We start from the raw sequence: 20,746 nt of genomic DNA on the forward strand, positions 1-20,746 counted from the left end.
TTCTCCTATAGTGAATCTTTCATTTTTTGCGCTTCATCTCTTGCGAGCTTATCGCACCTTTCATTTTCATCATGCCCAGCATGACCTCTAACCCAAATAGCATTTATTTTATGACCTTGAGAAACCTCTATATATTCCTTCCAAAGGTCAGGGTTTTTGACTTTTTTAAAATCTTTCTTTATCCAATTACTTAGCCATTCATTTATACCTTTTACAACATAAGAAGAATCTGAAATAACATCAACTTCACACTCTTGACTTAATGCCCTTAACCCTTCTATAACTCCCAAAAGTTCCATTCTGTTATTTGTTGTATGAACCTCGGCTCCAGATATTTCTCTCTCTTTATCCCCGTATCGTAAAATCACACCATAGCCACCAGGTCCAGGATTACCTAAGGCACTTCCATCACTGAAAAGAGTTATTTTCTTCACTAAATTTCCTATTATAATTTTTACTTAAACTAAGCTCAATACGAGAGGTATCTATACGATGACAAGAACTACAGCGATTAAAAGTAAATGGGAAAACTACTTTACAGTTATCGCATATATACTCAAAACTAAGTGTCGCATTTGCTTTTTGTTTTAGGTTTATCAATACATCTAACTCAAATACTGAACTATTTTCTGCCATATTTACATCGCCACGGGCAGTGTATAACTCTCTTAAGTACCCATTTTTTTTTACAATATCTAAGTCAATCTCTTCTTTATCTAACTGCCATAAAATATCTGATAGCATTTCACTTTTTGAACTATCAAAATTTTTCCATGCTAAAGCTGGCTTCATTCTAAAAAGAAATTCAAAAACCATATGCGTAAGTTCATGATTTTCTGCATAAATGTTTATAATTTTTTCTATTTTTTGCTCAACTTTTAAGTCCATATTATTTAGTAATTTCAAAAGTTTTAAGTATGCCTTGTCTTTTTTTGTGTCTTTTTTAAGCTCATCTAATGGCTCTAAAATTTCTAAAGCTAAAGAATACTCTCTCATATGTTCATGAACCAATAAGAGATAATTTAGTGCCTGTGGTGTTCTAGGATTATTTTGTAATATTTTTAAAAAAATCTCTTTTGCGCGTTCTAAAAAACCTGCTTTAAAGTAAGTTCTACCAAGTAAAAACAGTGTGTCTCGGTAGTTTTTTTTATTTCCAACTTTTAAAAGTTCATTATAAATTTCTATACTCTTTTCATAATCTCCATTTTTAAAGTATAAATGAGCAAGTAAAAGCCATGATTTTTCTGATAAATCGCCTTTTGTTATAAGAACTTTTAGTTCATCTTTTGACGGTAAAGAACGAAACTGTCTTAAAAACCTATCTAGATGCCTATGATCTTCTTTTTTTCTAAATCTACTCCACCAGTAGGAAAAAAATGTAATCACAAAAATCAATACAAAAAAGACAATTATTCCAAAAAGAGGATCACGAAATTCTATAAAAAAACTATTCATTTATTCGTAAACTATGATGCCGTAGTCATTTTTTAGATTGTAAAAAGTTGAATTTGGGGTAAATTCTAAATCTTTTATCCGTCCAAGTTGTACGATAGCATTTTTATTAGCCTTGATACCAAACTCTCTAAAGAACTTTTTTATATTTACAAACTTAACATCTTCTACAAATTTATACTCAAACTCTTTGTAAAGTTTCATTTTTTCATATGAAAAAATATGCTCATTAACATGTAGTCTATCAGATGCAAATTTTATAGGCAAGTATCCAGAAAGGTCTGTTAATATATCTTCAACATACTCATGTTTTTTTGGTAAAGTGTTTTTTTGGATAAAGATATATTTGTTATTTAGCTTAAGAGTTGGCGTACTTTTCCAATACTTATATGCTGGATTAGAAACACCAAGCTTTGATGAGACTTCTCTCCAGAGCCAAAAAGAATTTAGCGTATTTGATAAATGCGACATTATGACTCCTTTCCTGAGGGTTTAGTTCATTATATAGTTTTATTTTATATAGTTTTATTAAAGATAGTATACAATATCGGTATGAGTATTATAATGACCTGAATAGTAAAAATGGATGTAGAAAACTATGCACCTTTTTTTACTATTAAGTCTTTCTTAGAAGTTTTTTTCTCTTTAAGCATTCTCTTGTACTCTTTTTCAAATTTTTTTCTTCGTGAATAAGAAAGTTTATCTATAAAAAGAACCCCATTTAAGTGATCGACTTCATGCTGAATCGCAATGCTTAAGAGTCCATTTGCTTCAAGAGTTTTTGTATTGGCATCTCTGTCTTGATAGTTAATAGTAATGTTTTCAAATCTTTTAATATCTTCATAAAAAGATGGGACACTCAAACAACCTTCTTGATAAATAGTTTCACCATCTTGACTAGTAATAACTGGGTTAATTATCTCTAAAAGATTTTCTTCTAGTTGTTCACCATCTTCTTCTGGTATATTTAATATCAACGCAGCAATAGGATGAGCTACTTGCACGGCTGCTAAACCTATACCATTTGTATTCATCATAATTGGATACATTGAATCTAAAAGTTCATGTAAATTTTTATCAAATTTTTTAATAACTTTAGATTTTTGCCTTAATCTTTTATCTGGATATTCTACTATATTTAATTTCATTTATTTACTATTGTTTTGGTTGCGAAGGAGGTGCTGTTCTTAAAGAGACTGCGAAATCTATTTTCTTATCATTATATGCTTTTTCAATTCCTTCCATAGCACTAACAACAATCTCTTCAACAGAATAAAGTGTTGTGACATCTGTTACACCTATAGAAATTTTTAACTGTATTTCTTTGTCTGCTAAAAAAAAGTTTGAATTTGAAACTAAATCAACTAACCTTTGGCTAGCTTTTTTTGCACTCTTTATATCTGTGTGCTTTAAAAGCATTGCAAAAATTCCGTTTCCATAATGAGCAACAGTATCACTTCTTCTTGAAGTTTTTAAAAGGAGTCTAGCTATTGTTCTAGTCATTAGCATTAGTGCTTTATCGTTTTTAATGCCCTCTTGGAGTTCACGAGACAATTCAATCATTATAAGAGAACTTTTATGTTTAAACTCTGTTACTAGCTCAACTTCTTTCTCTATTCTTGTCATTAGATATCGTTTATTATAAACGCCGAATTTATTATCAAAAATAGTTTCATTTTCTACATTTTTCACTATTTTTGCAGTATCATCATATAAAGTTTTCATATAAGAACTTTGTTTTTTTAAGATGCTATTTAACTTGCTTACATCGCTTCCTAAAGAAGCCGCGATACTAGTAGCAGCTTGAAGTTCTTTGTTTTCTTCAAGTTCAATTTTTCTCTTATCAAGTATTTTTGTCATAAGCGACATGTTTTTATATAAGTTTGCAGTAACACTTAAAATACTCTTAACAGAAGAAAAGCCTCTTTTCAAACTTTGCTCTAAAAGAATAGTATTTTCATTATCATTACTCTCTTCAAGTTCAAGCATAGAGAGTATTTTTTTGCGAAGGTTTTCACTCTTATCCTCAAGAAGTCTATCAAAATAGAGTGAAAAGTTGTTTGGGGTAGGTGGCAGGTTGTCTTTTATAAGAGCACTAAGAACCTCCTTAGAATATATCTCTAAGTCACTTGTAGGTTCATCCATTTCTAATGTTACTTCTGTCGGTTCTGTCGGTTCTTTTGCCGGTTCACTTATTTTTCGACGATTTCTACTTCTTAATGTTCCTGCCATTGTATCCCCCTTACTCTTTATCGTTCTTAACTAAAATCTCATCAATCATGCCGTACTCTAATGCTTCTTTTGCACTCATAAAGTTATCACGATCGGTGTCTTTTTCTACTGTTTTTTTATTTTGACCTGTGTTTTTTGCTAAAATCGAATTCAATTCATCTTTCATTCGTAAAATTTCTTCAGCTTGAATAGCTATATCTGTTGCTTGACCTTGAGCCCCACCTAAGGGTTGATGAATCATAATTCTAGCATGAGGAAGAGCATATCTTTTCCCTTTTTCACCAGATGAAAGTAAAAACGCACCCATAGATGCTGCTTGTCCGATGCAGATTGTTGTAATATCTGAACGAATATAATTCATAGTATCAAAAATAGCCATGCCCGCAGTTACAACACCACCTGGAGAATTTATGTAAAAATAAATATCTTTTTCAGGGTCTTCAGCTTCAAGAAACAGCATCTGCGCAACGATAGAAGAAGCAACAGCGTCGTTAACTTCTCCACTTAGCATGATTATTCTATCTTTTAAAAGGCGAGAGTAGATGTCATAAGAACGCTCACCACGACCTGTTTTTTCTACTACATAAGGAATATAACTCATGCTCTACGCTTCTTTTATCTTTGAGTTAAGAAGTCCTGATAAAACTTTATCCTCAACAATTGACATTTGAATTGCTGGAAGGTATCCAGCATCTTTATACTGATCGTAAGCAGCTTTTGGATCCTGCCCTATTTGCATTGCTTCATAGTAAATAGTTTGCATTACTTCTTGCTCCTCTACCTTTATGTTTTGCTCAATCGCAAGCGCATCTATAATAAATGTTGCTCTTACACTTTTTTGGGCATCATCTCTAAAAGTATCACGAAGTTTATTTAGTTTTTCTTCACTCTCACGAAGTTCTTTTATCTCATCTTCACTCATGCTTTGAGCAGACTTATTAAGAGCCATATCGATCTCTTGTTCTACTACAAACTCTGGTAAGTCAAATTTAAACTCACTAACAAAAGATTCTAATAAAGCTGGTTTTAACTCATCATTATAAAGTTTACCAAGTTCTTCACTTTCCATCTGTGTTTTAATTTGTTTTTGTAACTCGTCTACAGTTGCATCTTCTTTACCTTGAAGAATTGTTTTTGCAAGATCATCATTGATTTCAACATCACCTTTTACTTTGATACCGTTTACTTTTACTTTAAATTCAGCCTCTTTACCAGCTAATGCTTTTGATTGGTATTCTTGTGGAAATGTAACTTTTACAACTATTTCTTCATCTCTTTTTACGCCAATAAGTTGCTCTTCAAAACCTGGAATAAACTGACCTGAACCTAAAAGAAGCTCAAAGTTTTCAGCTGTACCACCTTCAAAAATTTCTCCATCAACAGAGCCTTCAAAATCTATAACAGCTGTATCGCCATCTTTCATTTTTCGGTTTCTTTTTATGTCTTCTAGTGGCGCTTGTGACTCTGCAATAGATTTTATTCTTACATCTACATCTTTATCTTTTACAACAGGCTTTTTAAAGTCTTTAACCATTGAAGCATAATCACCAAGCTCTATGATTGGGCGCATTGCAACTTTTACAGCTACTTCTATTTTGTCATCACTCTTTTCAAATTTAGAAATATTTGGCTCACCAATCAACTCATCATTAGAAATACTTAAATCTTCTAAACCTTTAGATAGAACTTCACGAAGAGCCTCAGCTTCAGCATCTTGAACTAGTTTTTCGCCATATTGTTTTTTCACAATAGAAACAGGAACTTTACCTTTACGAAAACCTTGTACACTTGCGGTTTTTTGTAATTCTTTAGCAATTTTTTCTATGTTTGCATCAACAACTTCTTTTGGTACAGTAGCTTCAATAGTAGCATTAGCCGCATCTATCTTGTTTGATTTAATTTCCATTAATTTCCTTTAATTATATCTTTAGTTATTTTTTTAACTATATCTCATTAGGCAATAATACCTAAAATCTGCTTTTAGTTAGCTTTTACAAAACTTCGGCTTAAAATTCAAAACCAAAAAACACACCACTGCTACATCTATCATAACATCAGCAAAGTTAAATACAGCAAAGTTGAATCCGCAGTGCCAGTAAACCATATCTACTACGCCGCCGTGGATAAACCTATCATAAATGTTTGAAAAAGCTCCACCAAGCATTAGTCCCGCTGGAAAAGCAAAACAAACTTTTTTAAGAGTTACAATATAAATTAAAATTCCAAAAACCATAACAAGCTGTATATACTTTAACCATTCATCTAAAAAAGAAAGCATTGAAAAAGCAACACCTCTGTTATAAACCAAAATCAAGTCTATACACTCTGTATAGTAACGAAAACCGTCTACAAAAAGCATCTTAATATTTTGATCTATTATAAAAATACCCGCCATTGTAAAAAACATAATGGCGCTAAGCCTTAGAGTTGTTTTATCCATTTAAAGCTTTTTGAAAAAACTCTATCATCGTATCCATCTCTTTTTCCATTATTTTAGCATCTATACATTCTAGTAAAACTCGTAGCTTGTTTTCAGTCCCTGAGTATCTTATGAGATGACGAATATGTTTATCATCTAAATTTTTAAGTTTAGCATCTAGACCCTCAATTTTTTCAAGTGGCTTTTTAGCTTTTATATTTATATTTACTAGTTTTTGAGGATAAAGTTTAAATGGACGAAGAACCTCAGATGCTTTAGTATTTGTGTTGATTAAAAGAGCTAGAACTTGAAGTGCGCTTACTAACCCATCTCCTGTTTTTGCGAAATCACTTATGATTACATGACCGCTTTGTTCACCACCAAAGTTAATGCTCTTTTTTTTCATTATTTCTAAAACATTTTTATCTCCAACATCTGAACGAAAAAGTTTTAAATTTTTTGAAGTCATGTAGTCTTCTAGTCCTTGGTTACTCATAACTGTTGACACTATGCCTTCTCCCTTCAAAACGCCTGTATCATTCATATAAACACCCAATGCACCTAATAAATGGTCACCATCAACTATCTCACCATTTTCATCAACAACAACAAGCCTATCAGCATCTCCATCTAAAGCTATCCCTAAGTCTGCTCTGTATTTAACAACGCTATCTTGTAAGTCTTTTGTGTGAAGTGCTCCGCAACCTTCGTTTATGTTAAATCCATCTGGTTTATTATGAAGAACTATAACATCAGCACCCAATTCTTCTAAAACAGTTGGTCCTACTATATAACCTGCTCCATTTGCAGTATCAAGAACTATTCTCATACCTTGAAGCGACAACTCTCTAGGAAAAGAATTTTTAAGTTGAACTATATATCTACCTATAACATCATCGATTCTTTTTGCTTTTCCAATTTTTTTGGCACGAACTTGAGCTTCTTGAAGTCTTTCATCATCAGCATAAATTTCTTCAATCTCGCGTTCAACACTGTGAGATAGTTTATCTCCCTGTCCATCAAAAAATTTTATTCCATTATCTTCATATGAATTATGAGATGCACTTATCATTATTCCTGCATCGCATCGCATGTTTTGTGTTATAAATGCTATCGCAGGTGTTGGCATCGGACCTATTTCGATTACATCATAACCAATTGCAGTTAAACCACTTACAATCGCATTTTCTATCATATAACCACTTCTTCTCGTATCTTTACCTATTAAAATTTTGTTTGTTCTTGAGTGGGCTTTAAAGTAAATTCCCGCTGCCATCGCCACTTTCATTGCCATAGACGCTGTTAAAAAAGAGCCTGCTTCTCCTCTAACTCCATCTGTTCCAAATAATTTATTCATAATAGTTTCCAATTTTTAAAGTTCCATATTTTAGCGAAATAGATAAACTTTTGCAATTCACCTTGTCTTTAACTTAATTTTAATTATCTTTAAGCTATTATTTCGCACTTAAATTTCATGAGAAGGACTCATTACATGGCAAATCACAAGTCATCAATAAAGAGAATTCGTCAAACGATTAAAAAAACAGAAAGAAATCGTTTCTACAGAACTCGTCTTAAAAATATTGTTAAAGATGTTACTACTGCTATCGAAGCAGGGAACAAAGAAGAAGCTGCAACAGCATTTCAAGTTGCAAACAAACAAATTCATAAATTTGTAAGCAAAGGTATCTTAAAAAAAGAAACTGCTGCTAGAAAAGTTAGTCGTCTTCACAAAGCCGTTAACGCTATATAATCAGAGCATAACTTAATGCTTGCCGATAAACTTACCCCGTTTATCAACCGCTATGATGAACTTAGCAGACTGCTAAGTTCACCTGACATAACTTCTGACATCAAAAAAATGACAGAACTCTCAAAAGAACAATCAAATCTTTTACCCATCGTTGAAAAAGCCAAAGAGTATAAATCTGTAATTGAGCAAATTGCTGAATCTAAAGAGATGCTAAGTGACTCAGAGATGATAGATATGGCAAAAGAAGAGCTTAAAGAGTTAGAACCTCAACTTCCTAGAATAGAAGAAGATATTAAAGTTCTACTTCTGCCAAAAGACCCAAATGATGATAGAAATATCATTGTTGAGCTTCGTGCTGGTGCTGGTGGTGATGAAGCTGCTATTTTTGTTGGAGATCTGTTTGATGCTTATACTCGCTATGCAGAATTACGGAACTGGAAGATAGAGCTTATTAGCACATCTCCCTCTGATTCAGGTGGCTTTAAAGAAGTTACTGCCCTCATAAAAGGAGAGCAGGTTTATAGTCGGTTGAAGTATGAAGGAGGAACTCATCGCGTTCAAAGAGTTCCTTCCACTGAATCTCAAGGTCGTGTTCACACCTCAGCAATAACAGTAGCTGTAATGCCTGAAGTTGATGATGTTGAAGTCATAATCGAAGATAAAGATTTAAAAATAGATGTTATGCGTTCATCTGGTTGTGGTGGTCAGTCTGTTAATACAACAGATTCTGCTGTTAGGATTACTCACTTACCAACAGGCTTAGTAGTAACCAACCAAGACCAAAAATCTCAACACAAAAACCGCGAAAAAGCTATGAAAGTTCTTAAAGCTAGACTTTATGACCTAGAGATGCAAGCACAACAATCTGAAAATGCAGCCGAGAGAGCAGCACAAGTTGGAACGGGAGATAGAAGTGGGCGTATTCGTACTTACAACTATCCTCAAAACCGTATGAGTGACCATAGAATAAATTTAACTCTTTATAGATTAAACGAGATTATGAATGGTGGTCTTTTAGATGAAGTTGTAGAACCTCTTATAACTGATAATCAAGCAAAAATTGTTGAGGCTGCTGGACTTTAATTATATTTAATTTCCTTTTGTCTATAATATCTCTTTAAAGGAGATATTATGATATCAAAAAAAATGACAAAAGCCCTTTCCCTACAACTTAATCGTGAATTTTACTCAGCTTATTTATATCTATCTATGTCAGCATATTGTAACCATATTGATTTTAACGGTGCTGCGAACTGGTTTAAAATGCAATATGAAGAAGAACATATGCACGCAACAAAAATCTATAACTATTTAACAGAACAAGGGGTACATGTTAATCTAGAGCAGATTGATAAGCCACCAAGAAAATTTGGAACAATTTTAGAAATTTTTCAACAAAGCCTTGATCATGAAAAGTTTATGACAAAAAACTTAAATAACTTAAGTGATAAAGCACTTAAAGTAAAAGACCATGCAACATACAACCTATTGCAATGGTTTGTCAATGAGCAAGTTGAAGAAGAAGCATCAGTAGAAGAAATAATCTCTAAAATTAAGTTAGTGAAAAATAGTGGTTATGGACTGCTTATGGTTGATAATGAACTTGCACAAAGAGCAGCACCAGAAGCAAAATTATAAGATATTTGAAGTGCTAAAAGAGCTATACAACTCTTTTAGCTTCTCTCTTTATATACTCCAATGGGTATTAAAAGTATTTTTAACTTCACCCTTAAAAGTAATAGTTTTCTCATTCATTCCAAGATATAAAGTTTCTCCACTTTTAGGGTAAACTTCTATCGAATCACTCACTAAACTTTCTTTTACTGCCCTGTAAAAACAAGCTGCCATTCCAGTTCCACAAGCTAAAGTTTCATCTTCAACACCGCGTTCATAAGTTCTAACCCTTAGATTATTACCGTCTATATAAGCTATATTTACATTTGCGTTGTATTTGTAGCGAAGCTCTCTTGCTTCATCTAAGTTAAACTCTTCTATATTTGATGTAAAACTCACCAAATGAGGAACTCCAGTATCTATCAACCACCAAGATTTTTCATTAATCTCTATACCTTTGTCTAAGATTTCAGGGGGAGTTAGTTCACTTAAGACCATATTTGCATCTACGCTAGCCTTTATAACACCCGCCTCAGTTAAGAAGCTCATCTCCTTAGATGCTAACTTGTTTTCATAAGCATAATGCGCACAAGCTCTGGAGCCATTTCCACACATCTCAGCACTGCTTCCATCTGAATTATAAAATTGCCACTCAAAGTCATATTTGTCATTTGGCACTACAACTATCAAACCATCTGCGCCGATACCATTTTGTCTATGACATATCTCTTTTGCTAAAGCTGTTCTATCTTTTTTTATATCACTATGAAAGATTACAAAATCATTTCCATTTGCACTATATTTTGAACATTTCATAGATAAATACCTTTAATTTTTTCAACAAAGTCTTCTACCTCTTGTTGAAGATGTTTTAAGTTTTTAGAGTTATCTATAACCCAAGTTGCTCTGTCTTTTTTTTCATCTATTGGCATCTGAGAAGCTATGCGTTTTAAAGATTCTTCTTCTGGGTAAGCATTTCTCTTCATAAATCTTTGCAACTGAACATCAGCGGGAGTATAAACAACAACACTCTCTTTTATATCATAAGCACCTTTTTCGAAAAAAAGTGGAATGTCTATGAGATAAGGAAATTTAAAACTATCTTGTTTTACACTAAGCTGTTCTATCTCATCACGAATTTTTGGATGCAAATATCCTTCTAGAAGTTTCTTCTTTTCTTCATTTGAAAAAACTAAACCACCGAGTTTTTCACGATTAACTTTTATACCATCTATAAACTCTTCACCAAAAGTTTCTTTTACCCAAAGATGCGAAGCATCTAGTATTTTATGCGAAATAGTATCAGCATCTATAACTCTCATACCATTTAGTGCAAGCAGAGATGCAACTGTACTTTTTCCAGTTGCAATTCCTCCAGTAAGTGCGATAGCATATTTAAAAGCCATTAGTTTTTTATGCTTCCTAAATATTCTTTACGGATATAGTTACCCATAGCAAATGAAGCGATATGAACATCACAGTTGTAAAAATTCAAATCATCTAGCATCTCAGCACGATGAAGATTTATATCTGCTGTTGGATGATATTCTTTAGATGCAAGAAGTGCGCTATAACCATTATATAAATTATAAGGCATTACTACTTTAAAGTACTTTCCAAGAATTTCCATTAAAGCTTTATTTTGCTCTACTTCTCTTAAAGAAGGATGCGAGATACTTAACTGTCCATCTTCTTTTAAAACACGGCTAATATGAGCTAAAATAGCACTATCATCATACTTTTCACAAATAACTACATCAACGCTAGCATCTACTTCATCTCTCAAAGTATCGATACTACAAGGTATAACTTTATAGTTAATTTCATCATGTTTTTTCATCTCTGCTTCTAATCTGCTCGCATTATCACTAATGATTAAAATATTTTGTGGGTTTTTGCTAGTACATACTGGTACATGCACCATCATTTCTGGGTAAATAAATTCTTTCATTTCATATTTCCTTATTTTATACCAATAATTTACCGCGATTTTATCATATTAGGATTAATTTTACTTAATATAGTATTCTATGTTTAAAACAATAAGAATGTAGTAAGTTTACTTTAATTTGGGTTTTGTGAGTAGAAAGGTAACACTTTATAAAGTTATTTGCCCATAAAGTGTTTGATTAAGAGTTCTAGCTGTCCCTCAATTTTATTTAGAGTTTTTAACTCTTCGGAATGAAGTCTGTCGTTAGTGAATAAAACCTTGATTTCATTCTCACAGACTTCAATACGACTGTTTTGTTTAGATATGAAGATAGTTAGAAGTATAATATTACTAAGTAATATAACAATTAAACCGCCTAATTCTACTATAAACTCCATATTCATAAACTACCTAATGTGCTTGCAATCTTGATGAAACTACAACTACCTTATCAGCCTTGATACCATTGAAAGTTTTACCTTGGAGAGCAGGGAATAAATCTATCTCATCTTTAGTTGCTTTAAGGACGAATTTCAAATATGTTTTTCTATTATCTGAATTTTGTTGAATCATAACATTTACAGCAAAACTTTCATCTGCTTGGTCGCTTCCAACTGGAGTAGTTTGAGAATAGACTGTCAACTCTCCATCCATTACAGCTTCAGCGAATGATAGAGCGTCAGCATGACCAGCAGGAAAATAATTAGTAATAGTTCTTTCTCCCAGTTTTTGTGTTACCATAGACTTACCCATAATTAGTTACCTCCATTTTTTGATGAATCATAAAATAGATTAAGCTTTTCAGCTTTAATCGCAGTTTCCCAATCGCAGTCTAGTTTACCTATCGCTGCAGCCCTAATAGCACGGGTACCTACAGAAGCTTTGCAATGGCGGATTGTAACAGATACACTATTTTCATCTTTACGCACAGAGAATTTTTTTGTATTTTTTGAATAAGGATACGGTTCAGAAGTTCCCGCAGTTCCCTCCTCTTTATATTGAGTTACTTCACCTTCTAATAAAGCAAGTACATCTGTTAAATCAGCTTCAGAGGCAAGAATTGCAACTCTGTTCACACTTCGACCCTTAATTGTTTGTGTAATTAATGGCATTTGAATCCTTTTGTTTTAATTTTGAAACAATGAATTGTTATTTAATTTAAGTTAATTGTAAAGTGTCAAGTTTGTTTTAATGGAAGTACCTAATATAGGGCTTATTGGATGGTACTACTTGACACTTTTTTTTATTAATATTTTTTAATAGTATGTTTTAATCAAAAAGAAGGTTTATTATGAGAAAAAAAGAGTTTTTAAAAATATTTAAAGAAGGGTTTGAACTAGATAGCGTAGAAGGGTATAGGAGTCAACTAAAATGTTTTATTTGTCACGAAAGAACAGGGTTGAGGAGAATTAACAGAAGATGGAAAATCAGATGTAGAAATAAGCATACTTTTGAACTAATAGATTATACAACGACTCATATAATGGCAAGAGATGGGCTATTAAAAAAACAACTTAAAAACCTCTGTATGTTCAACTTTTAAAAATAATAAATATCCTTAGCGTTCTCTTTGCGGTTTAGGTGGAGCGAATGCTCCAAGCTATGGTAGCTCAAACATGATTTAATACATTAGTAAGATTAACGCAAATAAAGTCAAAAGACTCATACAGCTACGCCTCCCGAAGTATGTATCACTTTTTTTGCAAAAAAAAGTAAAAGAAAAAAAGCTTTGCTGGTGTGTATGGCTTAAGAGGGAATCAGAATCAGCTTTCAAAGGCATTGTTAAAAGAGAGTACCACCGAACTTAACTTTCATGCTAAATTTTAACACTTGAAAACATTAAGCCAAAATGAACAAACGAAGCTGGCTTTAAAGCAAGTGGCAGAGCCACTTGAAGTGGAACCGCTTGTCAAGTTTGGAACCTAAGGTTTAAGTGTAAAAAATAGCTATCAAGATGAAGATTCGGAGGCATTCTCTTTAGAGAATTAAGGCACTTGTTATGGTAAGGAAAAAGCTTTTATGTCTTTGAAAGGCTCTTTATAAAATGAGTAATTAAAGTGTATTTTTTTTTCTTATAATACTAGAAAACCCCTATTTTAGGGGGTTTTAAGCTTAATTTAGGTATAATATAACATATATAAAGAGAGGGTTTTATTATGAAGACATCATCAATTATTTTAGAAAGACCTAGATTGTTTTATTTTATGATTCAAGGTATTGTAAATTACAAAAATGAACTAATAGGTTTTATAAAAACTTCAACTATAATAAGAAAACAAGATAATCAAAGTAGATTAAAATCATTACATAATAAAATATATAATTTTATAACTAAAATTTGGAAAGACATAAGCTCAATAAAAAATTTCTTACTACAAAATCCTATTTTTTATAAAGGACTGTAGTAATAGAATCAACTCTTAAACCTTGAATTTCCATGTTTTGTTTTATACTATCATAGAGTTGAGAATCTGAAAGAGTAACTTTTAAATTATTAAAGATAACCTGTCTTGACTTTCTAGTGTCTTCATTTTTAACAAAAGCCTTGAATTGACTCATATAGTTATAATCATCAATTGGAGGAGTAGTTTTATCCTCGTATTCTACTTTTAATATCTCACTAACCTTCATAGTTGAAATAGTTTTATAATGAGTTTTAACTGCTTGAAGATTTTTAAACTCTCCATGAGCAACAATAGTTCTTTTACCTTGTTTTAGTTGTATCTTGTAGTTTGGCACAGATTATCCTTATTTTAATTTAAAGTTACTACCGAATACTCTACTTATAAGTTTCTGAATATCTTGAGGCGTAACTTTAAATTTCTTGCGATGTTTAAAAATTATAGAAGAATGATGAATTTCCACATAAACATCTCCTCTAAAATAGGTAACATAAAGCCTGACAGAATCACTAATAAGAAGATTATTAAGGTCAGCAGAAGAATATTTCTCATGATAATAACCAGAAATGGTTTCAAAAATATTATCATTTAAAAAAAGAAAAACATTAGAAGGAGAAGGAACATAATTAATAGGAGTTGAACGCAAATTAACAATAGCAATATTATAAAAATTATGAGGATGAAAAAAAGAAAAGACACCATCGACATATTGAAGCTTGAGAGCATGACTGTAACTAAAATCATGAACATAATAAAAATTACAACAACAAACCATACTATATATCACTTTCTTTGATTCCAAGAAGTTTAGCTATTGCAAGTAAAATTCTAGTTTGTAGCATTGCGTTCTCTTCACAAGTTGTAGGAATAGTCATTTTTTAAACCTTATTATGTAAATAGCCTAAGCCATTAATTATGCTAAATAATTGCTCACTAAGACCTGTCATGTTTCCGCTTTCATCTTTTGTAAACATAAAATCAGCAACTTTGTTCATATCTTCTATATCTAACTTAGCAGAAGAATCACGACCTAATATTTTTTTAAGCATAGTTTTATCTTTAGAATTAAAAGTTTTAGTAGCCATTTTTAGCATAAGCGTTTCATTGAAATTTTGGGTCATACTTTTAGCTACAGAATGGTTTAGTTTTTCTTTCTCAACCATAGACGCTTTAACAGCTGTTGTAGTATTTAGTCTTAACAAATCATCGCTTGTTCCACTATCAGCTTGAAAGTGTTGACTTGTTTGTTGAGACACTAAATTAGCAGTAGCTATTCTATCAGATTGAGAACCACCAAAAAGTTTTAGTTTTTTAAAAAGTTTTACACCTTTTAATTTACCTAATGTCTTATTTTTGAATTTTGATAAATGACCACTACCTAATAAACCCAATATCAAGAGTTTAGACTTAGCGAATACAGAGTCTATAAAACCTTCTTGTGTTCTCATGAGCTGAAACATAATACCGCTAACGATTATTCCGCCTGCACCTGCTAAAGCTTCTTGTAGTAACTTATTATCTACACTATTTGTAAACTCTGACAGCTTACCTCTAGCCTCTTCATAAGCTATACCATAGAAGATGGTTTCGGCAAACTCTTCTACACCGTTTTGACCGATTTGTGAGAGTGCCATTATGAATTTACCCCCTCAATAGTTCTAGCACTTTTATAGTTATAATTAAAAATACTTGCTAGATCTGGCATAGTAAACCAATCGTCATATTCATTCTCATCTAAGTCAAAAGTATTCTCGTCACTATTCTTTTTTGCTACTGCAACATCTTTTAATGCTCTCATCTTTTGAGGTGTAACTCTAGGGATATTATCGCCTAAATTATCCAATTGAATTTCAGTAGTTTCAAAAGTTATGTGCGCTAACTTCTTAGAAGTTAGATTCAACTCGTCTTGAGTCTTTTGGACTTGTATTCCGTTCTGTAAAAAAGTTGAAACAGTTGCAATTTTTGAAGCAATGTTTTGCAAAGTTGTATCTAGTCTATCAGAGTTAGAGAGATTTACCTCGTTATAAGCTGTATTTATACTTTGACTAGTTTTCATTAAAGATGATATTTCAGCAACTCTTAAAGATACTAGCCTTATCTCTTTAGTTAAATTGTTAAAGTTTTGAGATTGTAATTCGCTATAAGCTATATTGGTTTGTGATTGTTTTGTAAAATTATCACTCATTTGCTTTAAGGCACTTGCTAATTCGTTTCCACTATTTAAAACTATACCGTTATTTGCTTCTAATTGCCTAGCTATGGAGGTATTAACAAGGGTTGAGTCTTTTAATACACTTAGTAAGGTATCTCCGCTGTCAATAGGTGTAGGAGATGTAACGATAAGTTTAGGAGTTGTAGCAGAAGGCACAATTTTTTTAGTAGCTTCTAAAGATTTCTTCTGTTCAGCTTGAAATTCCATACCATAATTATAAAGTTCTGTACCTTTTTTAAAAGCATTTGGATTCTTTTCGGCAAGAGTTTTATATGCAGAGAGACCTTTTTCGGTTAGCAACTGACTAAGAACAACTAAGCCAGTAGTAGCAACACCAAAAGGATTAAAAAGGCTGCTTGATGAAGATACACTTTTGAATGATTTACTACTGTTTTTTAGAGAACGAGATAAAGGGTCATATTTAGAGTTTCTTGATTCAACTGATTTATCGAAAAGTTGCTGTAACTTTTTACTAGACTGAACGGGATTATTATTTGGTTTTTGTAAAGCACCCATAATCAAGTACCACTGTCAGGACATTCGTCAACATGAATCCACTCATCAGGATTAACCTCACGGACATAAGAACTTGCAAAATCTGAATATACTGGCTTACCATCAATTTCTTTTTTAAGAGTGTAAACGACTGTATAATTCCAATCGCCATTAGGTAGGAATTTAGAACTTACTACCTCAAAAATGCCGTGAGTAATTTCACAAAAAACTTTAGTACCGTTAGGGTAAATAGCTATACTCGTATCATTTACAAAAGGGACTTTAGAAGATATATAGTCTTTGGTTACTAAATCATTATTTTTGGAATCAATATTAACTACTTTTTCGTTGATAGACAAACTTAAAATGTTACTTTTATTCATTAAAGTTTTATTAATATCTATTGCAGATACTATATTATCTAGCTTAGTGTTTAGAGCAATATTTTGAGCCTTTAAAGAAGACAACTCTTTTAAAACGGCAGTTAAATCACAATTCGTAGAAGTAGAAGAAGAGGAGTCATCCCCTTCCACATAATCTTTACTGTATCCATCTTCAACATATTTTTTCATGTTTAAACCTTTATTTTAATTTTTAACATTATAGCTTAATAGAATTTCAATGTTTTATCAAAATCATCTAAAAATACAGCATTAAAATTGCTTATGGAAATGAACCAAGAAATACTTTTAATACCGCTGACATCTTTATTAGTTTTGAAATAAAGAACTCTGTTAGATAAATCAAAAGTCATAATGTGTTCTTTAGAATCAGCAGAAACGGAACCATCTTTTTTTACAGAAACAGTAAAGTTATCAGAACTCAAATGAAAAGGAACATTATCTTTTTTAACTGTAGAATATTCATGCATGTTTATGGAAACTAAAAAAGAATAATTATATTCAGGGACATTAGGAATTGGAAGAGCGAAGACAATAACTTCATTAAAACTTTGATGTTCACCCACTATTTCGATTGAGCGACCAGAGACCTTTTTAGAACCATCAGTATTAACGATTTAAAGTAAAATTTTTTAGGCTGAAAAGTGCTTGAAACTACTGTATAGTAATGGTTAAAAAGGTTTTATTTACAATGAGCTGTAAAAAAATGCAAAAATCTGTCCACACTGTACATCAAAAAAGACTAAAAAAAATGGTGAATTAGGTGGAATTCAGAGATATAAATGCTCAAGTTGTAATAGTTATTTTTCATCAAAAAGACGACCAGATAAATTACAAGAAATTATTTTTAAAAAGTATATTTATAAGAGACAAACACTAAGTGATTTAGCAGAGGAATATAAGAAAAGTTCTCGATGGATTCAGAAGCAAATATTTGAATATGAACCAAATATAAAATATCATAAACCTAGAGCGATAGTTCTTATCTGTGATGCTACTTTTTATGGCAAACGCAAAGATAAACTTGGAACGCTAGTTTTTAAAGATGACATTACCAAAGAGATACTTTTATCCAAACATATTCAAAGTGAACTATCAGCTGACTATAAACTATTACTCAATCAACTTTTAGAGCTTGGCTATACAGTTCTATCAGTCACAATAGATGGCAAAAGAGGCTTACAAAAGGTTTTTAAAGACTTTCCACTACAAATGTGTCACTTCCATCAGGCAAAGACTGTGAGAAGATATATAACTAAAAGACCAAGACTACAAGCTGGAAAAGATTTGAAGAAAATCATGTATCGACTCACTCAAACTAATGAAAAAAAATTTACTAAAAAGCTTGATGAATGGTATGAAACATATAAAAATTTTATAGAAGAAAAAAGTATCAATAATGATACTGGTAAATCATATTACACTCATCAAAAAGTTAGAGCTGCATATAGAAGTTTAAGAGCTAATCTTTCATATCTTTTTACAAGAAATAAATATAAAAATTTCAAGATTCCAAACACAACAAATACTCTCGATGGTGGAACTTTTTCTCCATTGAAAATACTCATTAAAATCCACAGAGGATTAAGCAAAAGCTTGAAGTTAAAAATGGTTGATGATTATTTATTAAACTATAAGAAAAAATAATTATTCAGCCTAAAAAAATTTACTTTAAATCGAAATCTCATAGATTAAGGGAAGAACAGCCAGTAAAGTTTTATCAGCGACGCCGACTAAATCAGATTTTATATGCTCATATTCGGGCATACTTATTTTAATAGTTACAAGAAGTTCAGCTAATATCTTCTTTTTAGTTTTAGCTAAATGCTCATTGAATTTTAATATTTCAGTTTTTAAGGTTGGAGATATGAAATCGTTATCGACCATCGAGTCGGATAGACCTTTAATATGGACTTCTGTTTTTATTACTAGTTTGATGTAATTATTGTAAGACTTATAAAGTGCCTTTGTTTTTGAGTGACTAGAATTGAAAGAATCATCTTTTAAAATTGATATATAGTCAGCTATGTAGTAGCTATCTAGTTTGTCAGTTTTTGATTGATAATTTTTATATTTAATATAATGATGTAATTGTTTGGGATTGATTAAAATGTGCCTTACGCTATGTAAGTCTAAATACTTTTGGAGTGGATACATGTAGTTGCTTGTAGCTTCTAAACCTATACGAATGTCTTGTAAATTATTAATAGAATTAAGCAAAGAGAAAAAATTATAAAAACCTTCTAAATCATTAGAATAGGATTCGTACTTGCAACTTGAAAAATTGCCATTATAGATACAAATATCAAATTTACTTTTTGCAATATCAACGCCGACAAGCGTTATGTTATCTTTATTTAACATAATTAAATCCTTTAGTTTTATTAACTATTCTCTTATTCAGGTACAAGACCTATTATTCTTATACAGCATTACAAAACTTGACCTATACTAAATTTCAGTCATATAGACTAGATATAATTTCAGGTACTAAGAATATTTTAAGACAAATAACGAAAGAAAAAGTTAAAATTTAAAGAAATTATATAAATTTTAATTATTTGGATACCTTGTAGCTCCCTTATTTGCTTATTTGCATTATAAGAGATATAATTGCGAAATATTTAAGATAAAGGTTTTAGATGGATTTTAACAAAATAAGAAAGTTTTGTAGAGTTTTTCGTATTTTTTTAGGCTCTGCTTTGATTGTTACTGGTGTAATTACAGGGAGCGCTTGGTTTTTTCTTGGTGCTATTCCTCTTCTTGCTGGCATACTTAATTTTTGTCCACTTTGCATTATCTCTAAAAAGTGCGATTTACCAAATCAAGGAAGTAACTAATGTCACAAATCTCTTATAAAGATGCAGGTGTTGATATAGATGCTGGAAATAGTTTTGTAGAAAACATCAAACCTCTAGTAAAATCTACAAAAATTCCAGGTGTTTTGGGTGGCATCGGAAGTTTTGCTGGTGCATTTGAGCTTCCAAAAGGTTTTAAAGAACCTGTAATGCTAGCTGCTACTGATGGAGTTGGGACAAAACTAAAACTAGCAATAGATAGCGGTATTCATAATACTGTAGGAATTGATTTAGTTGCGATGTGTGTTAATGATTTACTATGTAATTTTGGTACTCCTTCTTTTTTCCTTGACTATTATGCGACTGGTAAACTAGATGTTAATGTAGCGACTAATGTTGTTGCAGGAATCGCAGAAGGTTGTATAAGAAGCGAATGTGCTTTGATTGGTGGAGAAACAGCAGAGATGCCAGGAATGTACTCTGAGGATGATTACGATTTAGCAGGTTTTGCTGTTGGAGTAGCTGAAAAAAGTGAAATGGATAGAGTTTCTTTAGTTCGTGCAGGACACAAACTCATTGCTCTTCCAAGTTCTGGACTTCATTCAAACGGTTTTTCTCTTGCTAGAAAAGTTCTTTTTGATAAAATGAAACTAGACTTCAACGAAGACTTTAATGGTAAACCTCTTATCGAGACTCTTCTTGAGCCAACAAACATCTATGTAAAAATGTTCAAAGAGTTAAAAAATGAGATAGTTGGAATGGCTCATATTACTGGTGGTGGAATCGTTGAAAATCTTCCTCGTGTTTTACCAGAAGGCTTAATGGCAGAAGTTAAAAAAGATTCCATAAAAGTTCTTCCAATTTTTGATTTAATTGGACAACATGTAGATGCTGATGAAATGTTTAGAGCATTTAATATGGGTGTTGGTATGATACTTGTGGTTGAAGATAAAAATGTTGATACTATTTTAAGTAAAACTGATGGTTATCTAATCGGTGAAGTTAAAAAGGGTAAACGCGAAGCTATAATGATTTAAT

At 31.7% G+C, this 20,746-nt stretch carries 29 protein-coding genes; 8 read left to right on the forward strand and 21 right to left on the reverse strand.

The features are described from left to right. Nucleotides 1-5: 5 nt before the first annotated feature. From rnhA to glmM, 9 genes are all read right to left on the reverse strand, one after another. Complete coding sequence (rnhA, locus tag MOV42_RS13545) at nucleotides 6-434, reverse strand: ribonuclease HI (protein ID WP_324171700.1); 429 nt, start codon at nucleotides 432-434, stop codon at nucleotides 6-8. After that, nucleotides 409-1,455, reverse strand: a complete 1,047-nt coding sequence (locus tag MOV42_RS13550; protein ID WP_324171701.1) for a tetratricopeptide repeat protein — start codon at nucleotides 1,453-1,455, stop codon at nucleotides 409-411. Before MOV42_RS13550 ends, rnhA begins: the two co-directional genes overlap by 26 nt. Next, nucleotides 1,456-1,923 (reverse strand): hypothetical protein, encoded by a 468-nt coding sequence (locus MOV42_RS13555; RefSeq protein WP_324171702.1) that lies wholly within the window; start codon nucleotides 1,921-1,923, stop codon nucleotides 1,456-1,458. 125 nt (nucleotides 1,924-2,048) lie between these two features. Then, nucleotides 2,049-2,600: a peptide deformylase gene (gene def, locus MOV42_RS13560; protein ID WP_324171703.1), complete on the reverse strand. Its 552-nt coding sequence runs from the start codon at nucleotides 2,598-2,600 to the stop codon at nucleotides 2,049-2,051. A gap of 7 nt (nucleotides 2,601-2,607) precedes the next feature. Beyond that, nucleotides 2,608-3,684: a GGDEF domain-containing protein gene (locus MOV42_RS13565; RefSeq protein ID WP_324171704.1), complete on the reverse strand. Its 1,077-nt coding sequence runs from the start codon at nucleotides 3,682-3,684 to the stop codon at nucleotides 2,608-2,610. Nucleotides 3,685-3,694: 10 nt separating this feature from the next. Next, nucleotides 3,695-4,285: an ATP-dependent Clp endopeptidase proteolytic subunit ClpP gene (gene clpP, locus MOV42_RS13570; protein WP_324171705.1), complete on the reverse strand. Its 591-nt coding sequence runs from the start codon at nucleotides 4,283-4,285 to the stop codon at nucleotides 3,695-3,697. A 3-nt stretch (nucleotides 4,286-4,288) separates the two neighbouring features. Further along, nucleotides 4,289-5,590 (reverse strand): trigger factor, encoded by a 1,302-nt coding sequence (gene tig, locus MOV42_RS13575; protein WP_324171706.1) that lies wholly within the window; start codon nucleotides 5,588-5,590, stop codon nucleotides 4,289-4,291. 78 nt (nucleotides 5,591-5,668) lie between these two features. After that, nucleotides 5,669-6,124, reverse strand: a complete 456-nt coding sequence (gene lspA, locus MOV42_RS13580; protein ID WP_324171707.1) for a signal peptidase II — start codon at nucleotides 6,122-6,124, stop codon at nucleotides 5,669-5,671. Beyond that, nucleotides 6,117-7,460: a phosphoglucosamine mutase gene (gene glmM, locus MOV42_RS13585; RefSeq protein WP_324171708.1), complete on the reverse strand. Its 1,344-nt coding sequence runs from the start codon at nucleotides 7,458-7,460 to the stop codon at nucleotides 6,117-6,119. The genes lspA and glmM overlap by 8 nt, the downstream gene beginning before the upstream one ends. A gap of 135 nt (nucleotides 7,461-7,595) precedes the next feature. On the opposite strand from glmM, the gene rpsT reads away from it, so the two are divergent. Genes rpsT through MOV42_RS13600 form a run of 3 tightly spaced genes read left to right on the forward strand, consistent with a single transcriptional unit; the run spans nucleotide 7,596 to nucleotide 9,494 of the window. Then, nucleotides 7,596-7,856, forward strand: a complete 261-nt coding sequence (rpsT, locus tag MOV42_RS13590) for a 30S ribosomal protein S20 (RefSeq protein ID WP_321777157.1) — start codon at nucleotides 7,596-7,598, stop codon at nucleotides 7,854-7,856. Nucleotides 7,857-7,871: 15 nt separating this feature from the next. After that, complete coding sequence (prfA, locus tag MOV42_RS13595) at nucleotides 7,872-8,939, forward strand: peptide chain release factor 1 (protein ID WP_324171709.1); 1,068 nt, start codon at nucleotides 7,872-7,874, stop codon at nucleotides 8,937-8,939. 48 nt (nucleotides 8,940-8,987) lie between these two features. After that, nucleotides 8,988-9,494: a ferritin gene (locus tag MOV42_RS13600; RefSeq protein ID WP_321777155.1), complete on the forward strand. Its 507-nt coding sequence runs from the start codon at nucleotides 8,988-8,990 to the stop codon at nucleotides 9,492-9,494. Between the two features lie 48 nt (nucleotides 9,495-9,542). On the opposite strand, the gene dapF is transcribed toward MOV42_RS13600, so the two are convergent. The 5 genes from dapF to MOV42_RS13625 form a co-directional block, all read right to left on the reverse strand. Next, nucleotides 9,543-10,286: a diaminopimelate epimerase gene (dapF, locus tag MOV42_RS13605; protein WP_324171710.1), complete on the reverse strand. Its 744-nt coding sequence runs from the start codon at nucleotides 10,284-10,286 to the stop codon at nucleotides 9,543-9,545. Continuing rightward, entirely contained in the window at nucleotides 10,283-10,876 is a 594-nt protein-coding gene (gene coaE, locus MOV42_RS13610) for a dephospho-CoA kinase (protein WP_324171711.1), read from the reverse strand. The genes dapF and coaE overlap by 4 nt, the downstream gene beginning before the upstream one ends. Next, nucleotides 10,876-11,421, reverse strand: a complete 546-nt coding sequence (locus MOV42_RS13615) for a spermidine synthase (protein ID WP_324171712.1) — start codon at nucleotides 11,419-11,421, stop codon at nucleotides 10,876-10,878. Before MOV42_RS13615 ends, coaE begins: the two co-directional genes overlap by 1 nt. 390 nt (nucleotides 11,422-11,811) lie before the next feature. Further along, nucleotides 11,812-12,153 carry a hypothetical protein gene (locus MOV42_RS13620; protein WP_324171713.1) on the reverse strand — a complete coding sequence of 114 codons (342 nt, stop codon included), beginning with the start codon at nucleotides 12,151-12,153 and terminating at the stop codon, nucleotides 11,812-11,814. Nucleotides 12,154-12,155: 2 nt separating this feature from the next. Next, entirely contained in the window at nucleotides 12,156-12,512 is a 357-nt protein-coding gene (locus tag MOV42_RS13625; RefSeq protein ID WP_324171714.1) for a hypothetical protein, read from the reverse strand. 179 nt (nucleotides 12,513-12,691) lie between these two features. Between MOV42_RS13625 and MOV42_RS13630 the strand changes: the two genes are divergently transcribed. Further along, nucleotides 12,692-12,943 carry a hypothetical protein gene (locus MOV42_RS13630; RefSeq protein ID WP_324171715.1) on the forward strand — a complete coding sequence of 84 codons (252 nt, stop codon included), beginning with the start codon at nucleotides 12,692-12,694 and terminating at the stop codon, nucleotides 12,941-12,943. Nucleotides 12,944-13,556: 613 nt separating this feature from the next. After that, a complete protein-coding gene (locus MOV42_RS13635) occupies nucleotides 13,557-13,805 on the forward strand; it encodes a hypothetical protein (RefSeq protein ID WP_324171716.1) in 249 nt (82 codons plus the stop codon). Here the strand turns inward: MOV42_RS13635 and MOV42_RS13640 are convergent. From MOV42_RS13640 to MOV42_RS13665, 6 genes are all read right to left on the reverse strand, one after another. After that, nucleotides 13,783-14,139, reverse strand: a complete 357-nt coding sequence (locus MOV42_RS13640) for a hypothetical protein (protein WP_324171717.1) — start codon at nucleotides 14,137-14,139, stop codon at nucleotides 13,783-13,785. The genes MOV42_RS13635 and MOV42_RS13640 overlap by 23 nt on opposite strands. Before the next feature lie 9 nt (nucleotides 14,140-14,148). Then, nucleotides 14,149-14,589 carry a hypothetical protein gene (locus MOV42_RS13645; RefSeq protein ID WP_324171718.1) on the reverse strand — a complete coding sequence of 147 codons (441 nt, stop codon included), beginning with the start codon at nucleotides 14,587-14,589 and terminating at the stop codon, nucleotides 14,149-14,151. 91 nt (nucleotides 14,590-14,680) lie between these two features. Next, on the reverse strand, nucleotides 14,681-15,436 hold the full coding sequence (locus tag MOV42_RS13650; RefSeq protein WP_324171719.1) for a hypothetical protein: 756 nt from the start codon (nucleotides 15,434-15,436) through the stop codon (nucleotides 14,681-14,683). After that, nucleotides 15,436-16,530, reverse strand: coding sequence for a hypothetical protein (locus MOV42_RS13655; protein WP_324171720.1), 1,095 nt, complete (start codon nucleotides 16,528-16,530; stop codon nucleotides 15,436-15,438). The genes MOV42_RS13650 and MOV42_RS13655 overlap by 1 nt, the downstream gene beginning before the upstream one ends. Nucleotides 16,531-16,532: 2 nt before the next feature. Beyond that, nucleotides 16,533-17,081 (reverse strand): hypothetical protein, encoded by a 549-nt coding sequence (locus tag MOV42_RS13660; RefSeq protein ID WP_324171721.1) that lies wholly within the window; start codon nucleotides 17,079-17,081, stop codon nucleotides 16,533-16,535. 35 nt (nucleotides 17,082-17,116) lie between these two features. Next, the gene (locus MOV42_RS13665; RefSeq protein ID WP_324171722.1) at nucleotides 17,117-17,476 is read right to left on the reverse strand and encodes a hypothetical protein; all 360 of its coding nucleotides are present in this window, start codon (nucleotides 17,474-17,476) and stop codon (nucleotides 17,117-17,119) included. Between the two features lie 148 nt (nucleotides 17,477-17,624). On the opposite strand from MOV42_RS13665, the gene MOV42_RS14065 reads away from it, so the two are divergent. Then, nucleotides 17,625-18,557 (forward strand): IS256 family transposase, variant Zn-binding type, encoded by a 933-nt coding sequence (locus MOV42_RS14065; protein WP_416385452.1) that lies wholly within the window; start codon nucleotides 17,625-17,627, stop codon nucleotides 18,555-18,557. 24 nt (nucleotides 18,558-18,581) lie between these two features. Here the strand turns inward: MOV42_RS14065 and MOV42_RS13675 are convergent, their stop codons facing one another. Then, nucleotides 18,582-19,274: an IS110 family transposase gene (locus tag MOV42_RS13675; RefSeq protein WP_324171723.1), complete on the reverse strand. Its 693-nt coding sequence runs from the start codon at nucleotides 19,272-19,274 to the stop codon at nucleotides 18,582-18,584. A gap of 278 nt (nucleotides 19,275-19,552) precedes the next feature. Here MOV42_RS13675 and MOV42_RS13680 point away from each other — a divergent pair, with 278 nt between their 5' ends. Next, nucleotides 19,553-19,750 (forward strand): DUF2892 domain-containing protein, encoded by a 198-nt coding sequence (locus MOV42_RS13680; protein ID WP_324171724.1) that lies wholly within the window; start codon nucleotides 19,553-19,555, stop codon nucleotides 19,748-19,750. Beyond that, nucleotides 19,750-20,745, forward strand: a complete 996-nt coding sequence (gene purM, locus MOV42_RS13685) for a phosphoribosylformylglycinamidine cyclo-ligase (protein WP_324171725.1) — start codon at nucleotides 19,750-19,752, stop codon at nucleotides 20,743-20,745. The genes MOV42_RS13680 and purM overlap by 1 nt, the downstream gene beginning before the upstream one ends. The last annotated feature ends 1 nt before the right edge of the window (nucleotide 20,746 follow it).

Source organism: Sulfurimonas sp. (assembly GCF_029027405.1).
GTDB lineage: Bacteria > Campylobacterota > Campylobacteria > Campylobacterales > Sulfurimonadaceae > Sulfurimonas.